Genomic DNA, 8,227 nt, shown 5'->3' on the forward strand with positions numbered 1-8,227 from the left:
TGAAGTTGCAAGTCCATACGTGCTAAAACGGTTTTATGGTGAACCAAAATGAATAAGCTTTTTTGTATTACCCTTTTTTTGTTTTCAGCATACTGTCACGCTGATTATTACGGCAAAGTCACTTACGTTTTAGACGGTGATACTGTGAGTATCACAAAACCAAACAACACTAAATGGCGGGTTAGACTGTCATTCATAGATGCCCCTGAAGTTGCCAATAATGCTAAAAATTCGCCTACACAGCCTTATGGTCAACAATCGAAACAATATTTAATGTCTATGGTCTTAAACAAAACGGTACTCGTTAAAGAGCATGGAACTGATAACAATGGTAGGTTTCTTGGTGAGCTGTACTTGAATAAATTAAATGTGAATAAAGCAATGGTCGCCAGTGGCTACGCTTGGGCTTATCGCTACAATCTTCCTGATAGAACATACATAGATTTAGAGAATAATGCTCGATCAAAAAAAATCGGGTTATGGAAAAGTCCTAACCCGATTAACCCCTATGACTGGCGAAAGAAATATTAAAATTTCATGCCTGAAGTGGGCTTATCCTGCTTTGGGCTTGACTGGCTTAACTCCTGTACCCTTGAAGCAGATAAAGATTTAAATGTTGTTTGCTGTGCTATCACTCTCTGATCTACAGCCTGTTTTACTTCAGGATTGGTTTCATAGCGTTTCACATATTGATCACCATAGCGGGCTTCAACACTTCTGATTTTTAACTCTACATTTGAATTGTTATGAACGCCTGTTGCATAGGTTTCACCTTTTTTAGTTGTGTGACCTGTGATTTTAATTTCAGCGTCTTTAGGTAAATTAGTGGTTTTAAATAAACCATCTTTTTGACTGTATGCTTCATTGAGCTTGATATAGTCACCATGAGCAACGGATAGCCCATTAGCTGACTTAGCAAAATCAGCACCCAATTTCCCCTCTTGCTTTAGCTGTATTCGGACTTCTTTAATGATTTGGTGTTTATCTAGCTCTGGGGCTTTGCTTTGAAATTGAGATACTTCAGCCTTACTATCTCCTTTCACTTCAGGCGCTTTAGGTTTATTTGATAGCTGTTCATCTACTTTCATTAAAATTTTATTTTCAAGGTTATTTAACTTTTCTTTAACCTCCATATAAACCTGTAATGCCGTAGATTCAGGTTGTTTTGAATCATGATTACCGATCGGCTTATCGAGCATCATTTCATTTTTAGTAACATTGATTAACTCAAGATGATCTCGATTTTGACGGAACATAACTAAATTGTCCTCGCCATCAACTTTGATATTTTTAGATAAATAACCATCTTGTTTTTCAAAATCATCTTTGGCAACAAGTAAGTTGCTAGTTAAGTTACTGACTATTTTTACGTCCATTTTCTCACCTGTACTTTCATCAACTTGGGTCACTTCACTAACCAGTTTTTGATTATTCAATTTAAGTCTGTCACTTTCCTGAAGCCCCTTTACAATCTCAACCTCTGTATATGGGGCAAAGCGTGTTTGCATTGCTTCTATTACTTTGAACCATTTATATTCATGCTGTTGGCGCTCCTGATCTGAAAATGGTCTTTCCCTTTCAGCTTTAAAGTCCTTTTGTTCAATAGCGTTATAGTGACGGTCATAAACGGTTAGCTTGTCTACTATGGGTTCATCTTTTAACTGTTCTATTGTGTTTTCTAGCTTGTGATAAATTTCACTATGAATATCAATATTGACGAAACGCCCAGTTTCATACAGCGCCTTTTCCATTTCATAACGATGGTATATACCTTGTCGTGATGTAATTTCAGGCACAGCCATTATTTTTAATTCAACGTCTTTGTAGCCTTTATCTCTGAAATTTTGAACTGTATTTTTTAAGGTTTGAAAATCTGCACTTGTTTGGTCAAGAACAATATTTTTCTTATGGCTTATAGCTTCTTCAATTAATTCTAAACTCCACTTTTTAGCATCATGGTGGGTGAATCCTGAAGATGTTTTATCATCCAATTTTTGCAGTTCATTATACTTGGGGTGATAGGCTCTTAATTGATCGGGGTCAATAATTACACTCCCGCCTTTATCTTTGAACTGATCTATAGAATCTCTTGCCAACTTGCCTTTACCCGATGCAGGCTGACCGCCAGTAATGACGACTTTAGGGCTGACTATAGACAGTGAGTTATTCAGAAAATCAGCTTTAATTTTCTCAAATACAAGGCTATGTTCTTCGTCACTTAGTTTGTATTGGTTGTCCATTGATCACCCTTTCATTGTGCCTTAAAGAATGTTCCAACAAACTTATAAACTGTAGGTAGTAATATCAGTCCACAAAATCCAATAATGCCTACAGTGTTATCTGATAAGTTCTCTGAAACAAACACTACGCCCAAGCAACCATAAATCACGACTAGACTTATAATTAGCTTCAGCAAAAAATTTTCATTCCTGATTACTCTGCTCGCTTTTATAGGCTTCACTATGTTTCTTGATTGATTGTATCAACTGTTCTCTATCTTGCTCGTACAAGCCCTGAAGCTCCATTGAAAGAGCCTGTCTATCATCTTCAGGCAAATGTCCTGAAGTACGCAATCCTATACGGTTTGATATGCCAGTCTGTGCAATCCTTAATAATTCAGATTCGCTTAGATCATTAAAATTAATCATCGTTATTTTTCCTTATACCTGAAGATATATAACAATAGGGTATACCCTATTGTTATATAATAATACACCCTAAAAACCCTATAACAATAGGGTTGTTTTGTTAATCTAATGTGATATAACATTGAGGTTATCTAATTTTGTTATACTGGTTATGGAAAAAGAAAATTTAGATATTGAAGATCAAATTAAAAACACACCCTTTCAAAGAGTGGGGTATATCCGTGTATCCACTAAAGACCAAAACCCTGAAAGACAGCTCCATGATCTACCCTTTGAGCTAGATAAAACTTTTATTGATCATTTTAGCGGAAAGACTGCCAAACGCCCTGCACTTCAGGAAATGTTCGATTATGTCCGTAGTGGGGACATTGTGTACGCTCATGATGTTTTTAGATTGGCACGTAGCTTGATTGACCTTGTAACCATTGTTCAAAAGCTAAATAAAAAAGGAGTGTCTGTTCATATTGTCAAAAATAACCTGAACTTTACCCCCAATTCAGATGACAAGTTCGATAAGTTTCAACTCCATGTATTAGGCGCTGTAGCTGAACTTGAAAGGGGTATTATTAGTGAGAATCAAGCAGAGGGAATTAAATTAGCTAAAAAAAAGAAAGGTAAATACAAGGGAAGATCGCCTGCGATTACAGAAGAAAAACTAAAAGAGTTAATTCATACCCTTAAAAATAAGGACGATTCATACCCTTTCACTCAAATAGCTAAAGATTATGGTGTTAGTTATATGACTTTAATTCGATATAGGAAAAAGTATGCAAAACAAATTAACGCCCAGTCTGATTGACCTTTTTGACAATTTTCTCGCACTCATAACAAAAAATAAAGGAAAATTTTAAGATCAATTGGATTTAAGATATACAACAATTATGTTTAAACCTATATAAGAAAACACATTAAGCTTCTTTTATAAGGCATTTTTAAAATGATAATTCAACATAAAAGTCCCTCATCCTCGCCTTCTTTCAAAGTGAGAAGGCGATTTCAATAGCAATATGAATCACTCATTATAAACATTCATTCAGTTTAGAAATAATCTAGAGATATTATGATTAACAGCAGAATTATCGATAAAATCAAATAAGTATTGATATTATTAAAGCTCTTAAGATAATTTAACATTCGTCATTTCCCATAAGAATTTAATAAAATACTATATCCCTACGAACTCCCGGAGCTGCTCGCGGTCGAAGCCGCGTCCGGCCTGCCCGAATACCTGCAATGGCTGGCCGCCGAGAGCCGACCGGTAAACTGAGCCAATGACCGCATCCACGATCCGCCTGCGCCGCTGGCTGGCCGGGCTCGCCCTGCTGCTTGCGCTGCCCGCGACCTCGGCCGTCGCCCAGGACTTCGAACTGCCGCCGGTCGACGAGGTCTTCGTCCTGTCCGCGCAGGCCACCGCGCCGGACCGCATCGAGGTGCGCTGGCGGATCGCCGACGGCTATTACCTGTACCGGCACCGCACCTCGGTCAAGGCCGATGCCGCCTTCACCGGCGCGACCATGGCGCTGCCGAAGGGCAAGGCCTACCGCGACGAATTCTTCGGCGACGTCGAAACCTACCGCAAGGAATTGCTCGGCACCCTCACCGGCACGCCCGCGGCCGGCGCGAGCGCGACCACCCTGACCGTGAAGTACCAGGGCTGCGCCGATGCCGGCGTGTGCTACCCGCCGCAGACCCGCACCCTGAAGGTCGCGTTGCCGGGCGAAGCGGGCGCTGGCGGCTTCGGCTGTAAGGCGCGCGGGCTGCATGATTATGTCGTCAAGAACGGCTCTGCCGATCATCCCAACGCCGAGGTGAAATTCGCACTGGGTGATGTGGTCAACACCATGATCGGCTGCACTAATGGTGAAACGATCATGCTGTGCCACGACACCTCGCTGCCGCGCCCCTATTCTCTCGGCTTTCGGGTGCAAGGCACCGAGGGGCTGTGGATGGACGTCAACAAGTCGATCTATCTGGAGGGCAAGAGCCCACAGCCGCACCGCTGGGAGCCTGCCGAGGGCTGGTTTGCGAAATACGATCACCCGCTATGGAAACGCTACGCCGATCTGGCGGCAGGGGCCGGGCATGGCGGGATGGACTGGTTCGTGATCCACGCTTTTGTCGAGGCGCTGAAGGCCAAGGCCCCGATGCCAATCGACATTTACGACGCGCTGGCCTGGAGCGCGATCACGCCTCTGTCGGAACAATCGATTGCTGAGGGCAATCGCACGTTAGATTTTCCCGACTTCACCCGAGGGCAGTGGCGCACCCGCAAGCCGATCTTTGCGCTGAACGACGCCTATTGATCGACGCGATTTAGGCCAAGCGCACCGCAAAGGCGAAATTGGTAATCTTGTCGGTATCCTTGACGCCCGGCGCGCTTTCGACGCCGCTGGAGGTATCGACCAGCGGCGCTCCGGTGCGCGCAATCGCCTCGGCAACATTCGTCGGATTTAGCCCGCCTGCCAGCCCCCACGGCAAGGCACCGCGATATCCGGCCAGCAGCGACCAGTCGAACGCCAACCCCATGCCGCCGGGCAGCGCGCCTTTGGGGGTCTTGGCGTCGAACAAGATCAAGTCCGCCGCCCCGGCATAGGCTGCGGCGCGTGCGACATCGCTGGCGCTGGCGACGGGCAGCGCCTTCCACACCGGCTTGCCAAACCGCGCGCGCAACTGGGCCACGCGTTCGGGCGATTCCGAACCGTGCAGCTGCAGCGCGTTCAGCTTGGCTGCCACCAGTGCGTCGGCGATGACAGCATCATCCGCATCGACGAACAAACCGACCATGGCGATCTGGCCAGCTGCGCGCGATGTCAAAGCGCCCGCGACATTCGACGTAACCGCACGGGGCGACGCTGGATAGAACACCAACCCGGCATAGTCCGCCCGCGCCGCGATGGTCGCATCGAGCGCCTCGGGTGTGCTGATCCCGCAAATCTTGATTTTCGCGGGCATGCGGTCAGTCGGGGTTCTGGATCAGCCGCACCAGCGTGCAGTCGGGATCGATCAGGTAGCCGATCCTCAGGCCGCTCGCCTCCAGTTGCGGAGCTTTGAAGCGCGGCCAGCCGGTGCTTTTTTCCTCGGCTCCCGCCGCGTTCACCAATGCCACCATGGCATCGAGATCATCCAACCGCAGGCAACAGCCGAACGAGCTCGTAGCTGGGTCGAGGTCAGGATAGGGGAAGAATTCGAGCTGCAAACCGCCGCGCTGCAGGATCATCCAGCCGCGATCCTTCCAACTCGTCGCAAAGCCCAGCTTCGCATAAAACGCCTCTGTCACATCGAAATCGCGCGATGGCAGATTGGGGGTGACGTGGTCAGCCATGGCTCAGCGCAGCTTGTCGGCCATGCGGGCCGTATGAGTGATTGCGGCGCGGCTATCGGGGGCGGAATGGCTCATCACGATCATGCTGGCCTTGGGGAACGCCGCACCAAACGCGCGCGCTGACGCGGCGTAGTGCTCAGTGTCGGCATCACCGAGATTGCCGAGCGACTTGGCCTTGCTGTCCTTGATCAGGCAGCCACCAAAAGCGATGTCGGTGCCGTCGATCCCAACGGTGATATTGTCACTGGTGTGGCCGGGGCCGGGGTAAAATACCTTGAGCGGGCCAAAGTTGGGCGCGGTTGCTGGTTCGACCCAGCCATTGGCGGCGAAAGTCAGGCTGTGTTGCGCCGCAACCATCCCCTCTTGCGGGGCAAGCTGGTTCGACAACGCATTGGCATAAGTCGCAATCCCCGCCGCATGCAGCGCGTCCATACCGCCCATCTTGTCCTGATGCGCGTGAGTCACCACCGCCAGCGCGACCGGCAGGTTGATCTCCTGCTTGATCCAGTTGAGGATCTGGGCGGTCTGGTCATCGGTCCAGGCGGTATCGACCACCAGCACGCGGCCGCCATCCCTGACGATCAAACCGTTGGAAGCGACTGCCCCGAAACCCGGCATGTCGAGATAGGAAGTGTGCTGCCAGACATTCGGTGCGAGCTGGCGGAAAACCAGATCGCCAAACCGTTGGTCGCCAGTTTCCATTTGCTGGCCAATCGTCGGGCGGATTTCACCGGGCATGCACCCGCTCAGCATCAATGCAGCGGCTAATGCGGTGCTCAGCTTCGCGACCGGGTGCATAATATTGGGCAATTCCATCAAGTTTTCCTTTTATTCAGCATTAAAACCCCGCAAATGCGAGGCCTAGTAAATAGATGATCTTAATTTGGTTCACTGTAGCAAAAATATGGGGCGAATTCAAACATGAGGTGCGACAGTTTCAAAAGCCATATGATAATCAACAAGCTGAGCAAATTTCTCTAATGGTGTAAGCCAATCTAACGCCTTTCTAGGACGAGTATTCAGTGACATGGCAACTTGATTTAAATAATGCTGATCTGCCTGATTTAAATCAATCCCTTTAGGTAAATATTGCCTAATTAAACCATTCATATTTTCGCATGTGCCTTTTTGCCAGGGTGAATGTGGGTCACAGAAATATACATCTATGCCTAAATCTTCTTCGAGTATTTTATGTTCTGACATCTCACGTCCACGGTCATAGGTCAACGTTTTACGCAGTTCTGCAGGTAAATATTTCAGAGCTTCAGTTAAAGCCTTGCGCACTGATTCTGCCTTTGCATCAGGTAATGTTGCCAAGATACAGAGCCGTGTATTTCGTTCAATAAGTGTTGCTATCGAACTTTTATTGTCTTTACCTTTAATTAAATCAGCTTCCCAATGACCCGGTATTTTTCTTTCTTGAACTTCGGCTGGGCGCTCATGAATAGTTTTAATATCCTGTAATATAGAATCTTTTTTAGGTTCACCGTTAGCTTTTCGCTTTTTATTTTCATGACGTAGACAGGATAATAAGTCTTTTTTCAACTCACCCTTTGGTAATGCTCGTATCGTTGAATAAATCGTTGTATGGCTTACATTCATTGTTTGATCCAAATCAGGAAATGTCTTTAAACGCTTTGCTATTTGCTGAGGAGACCATAAACAACGGATCGCTTCAACAATAAATTTCCAGAGGATTGAATCGATTTTGAGTTTTCTGTGACCACGTCTACGTCTAGCGAAGGTGTTATCAGAAGCATATCGAGCTTGATAAACGTCATTGATGCTATTTCTTTTAAGCTCACGATAGATCGTACTAGGATGTCTTTTAATGAGTTCAGCAAATTTTCTGGCTGAAAGCCTTCTTTTCTTGACTCAAGCATTAATGCAGTACGATCTTCAAAGTTAAGATGATGGTATGACAATTTTATATACTCCATAAACCCTTTAAATTAATTAGGTGGTTTATGTCGCACTTCAAGTTTTACTCTGCCAAGTATTGATATTATTAAAGCTCTTAAGATAATTTAACATTCGTCATTTCCCATAAGAATTTAATAAAATACTATATGGCTGACAGATAGATAAAAGACTAAGAAAAGAAAAGCAGACAAAAAAATACCATCGATAATAAAATTGGTTAAAAATGTTGCACGATGAAATTTAAATAAACTTGCAAAGCTAATAAATTAACACTTTTATATTCAAAAAAACTTAAATCACAAGTTAAGCTAATAAACAGTTTTAGCTATTTTAA

At 45.4% G+C, this 8,227-nt stretch carries 8 protein-coding genes and 3 pseudogenes; 5 read left to right on the top strand and 6 right to left on the bottom strand.

From position 1 onward, the window contains the following. Window positions 1-48 precede the first annotated feature (48 nt). Window positions 49-531, top strand: a complete 483-nt coding sequence (locus tag GA693_RS00390; RefSeq protein ID WP_015060706.1) for a thermonuclease family protein — start codon at window positions 49-51, stop codon at window positions 529-531. Here the strand turns inward: GA693_RS00390 and GA693_RS00395 are convergent. Both GA693_RS00395 and GA693_RS00400 read right to left on the bottom strand, forming a co-directional pair. Then, window positions 528-2,240, bottom strand: coding sequence for a zeta toxin family protein (locus tag GA693_RS00395; protein ID WP_015060705.1), 1,713 nt, complete (start codon window positions 2,238-2,240; stop codon window positions 528-530). The genes GA693_RS00390 and GA693_RS00395 overlap by 4 nt on opposite strands. 183 nt (window positions 2,241-2,423) lie before the next feature. Then, window positions 2,424-2,648, bottom strand: coding sequence for a hypothetical protein (locus tag GA693_RS00400; protein ID WP_015056389.1), 225 nt, complete (start codon window positions 2,646-2,648; stop codon window positions 2,424-2,426). Between the two features lie 151 nt (window positions 2,649-2,799). On the opposite strand from GA693_RS00400, the gene GA693_RS00405 reads away from it, so the two are divergent. From GA693_RS00405 to GA693_RS14850, 4 genes and pseudogenes are all read left to right on the top strand, one after another. Next, window positions 2,800-3,447: a recombinase family protein gene (locus GA693_RS00405; RefSeq protein ID WP_004993315.1), complete on the top strand. Its 648-nt coding sequence runs from the start codon at window positions 2,800-2,802 to the stop codon at window positions 3,445-3,447. A 390-nt stretch (window positions 3,448-3,837) separates the two neighbouring features. Continuing rightward, window positions 3,838-3,915 carry a hypothetical protein gene (locus GA693_RS14980; RefSeq protein WP_233148753.1) on the top strand — a complete coding sequence of 26 codons (78 nt, stop codon included), beginning with the start codon at window positions 3,838-3,840 and terminating at the stop codon, window positions 3,913-3,915. 4 nt (window positions 3,916-3,919) lie between these two features. After that, window positions 3,920-4,294, top strand: a pseudogene (locus GA693_RS14845) (protein-disulfide reductase DsbD domain-containing protein); the annotation flags it as partial. A gap of 90 nt (window positions 4,295-4,384) precedes the next feature. Next, window positions 4,385-4,951: pseudogene (locus tag GA693_RS14850) on the top strand (hypothetical protein); the annotation flags it as partial. 10 nt (window positions 4,952-4,961) lie between these two features. Here GA693_RS14850 and GA693_RS00415 read toward each other — a convergent pair. The 4 genes and pseudogenes from GA693_RS00415 to GA693_RS00430 form a co-directional block, all read right to left on the bottom strand. Next, on the bottom strand, window positions 4,962-5,600 hold the full coding sequence (locus GA693_RS00415) for a phosphoribosylanthranilate isomerase (RefSeq protein ID WP_004201168.1): 639 nt from the start codon (window positions 5,598-5,600) through the stop codon (window positions 4,962-4,964). 4 nt (window positions 5,601-5,604) lie between these two features. Then, window positions 5,605-5,970, bottom strand: a complete 366-nt coding sequence (gene ble, locus GA693_RS00420; RefSeq protein WP_004201167.1) for a bleomycin binding protein Ble-MBL — start codon at window positions 5,968-5,970, stop codon at window positions 5,605-5,607. Between the two features lie 3 nt (window positions 5,971-5,973). Beyond that, window positions 5,974-6,786: a subclass B1 metallo-beta-lactamase NDM-1 gene (locus GA693_RS00425; protein WP_004201164.1), complete on the bottom strand. Its 813-nt coding sequence runs from the start codon at window positions 6,784-6,786 to the stop codon at window positions 5,974-5,976. A 99-nt stretch (window positions 6,787-6,885) separates the two neighbouring features. Then, a pseudogene (locus GA693_RS00430) lies at window positions 6,886-7,910 on the bottom strand (IS30-like element ISAba125 family transposase). Between the last annotated feature and the right edge of the window lie 317 nt (window positions 7,911-8,227).

Origin of the sequence: Acinetobacter indicus (assembly GCF_009914475.1) — a bacterium.
Classification (GTDB): domain Bacteria; phylum Pseudomonadota; class Gammaproteobacteria; order Pseudomonadales; family Moraxellaceae; genus Acinetobacter; species Acinetobacter indicus.

Excerpts from the sequence above, each read along its gene's own strand:
- GA693_RS00390 (WP_015060706.1), top strand. The coding sequence starts at position 49 with ATGAATAAGCTTTTTTGTATTACCCTTTTTTTGTTTTCAGCATACTGT.
- GA693_RS00395 (WP_015060705.1), bottom strand. The coding sequence starts at position 2,240 with ATGGACAACCAATACAAACTAAGTGACGAAGAACATAGCCTTGTATTT.
- GA693_RS00400 (WP_015056389.1), bottom strand. The coding sequence starts at position 2,648 with ATGATTAATTTTAATGATCTAAGCGAATCTGAATTATTAAGGATTGCA.
- GA693_RS00405 (WP_004993315.1), top strand. The coding sequence starts at position 2,800 with ATGGAAAAAGAAAATTTAGATATTGAAGATCAAATTAAAAACACACCC.
- GA693_RS00415 (WP_004201168.1), bottom strand. The coding sequence starts at position 5,600 with ATGCCCGCGAAAATCAAGATTTGCGGGATCAGCACACCCGAGGCGCTC.
- ble (WP_004201167.1), bottom strand. The coding sequence starts at position 5,970 with ATGGCTGACCACGTCACCCCCAATCTGCCATCGCGCGATTTCGATGTG.
- GA693_RS00425 (WP_004201164.1), bottom strand. The coding sequence starts at position 6,786 with ATGGAATTGCCCAATATTATGCACCCGGTCGCGAAGCTGAGCACCGCA.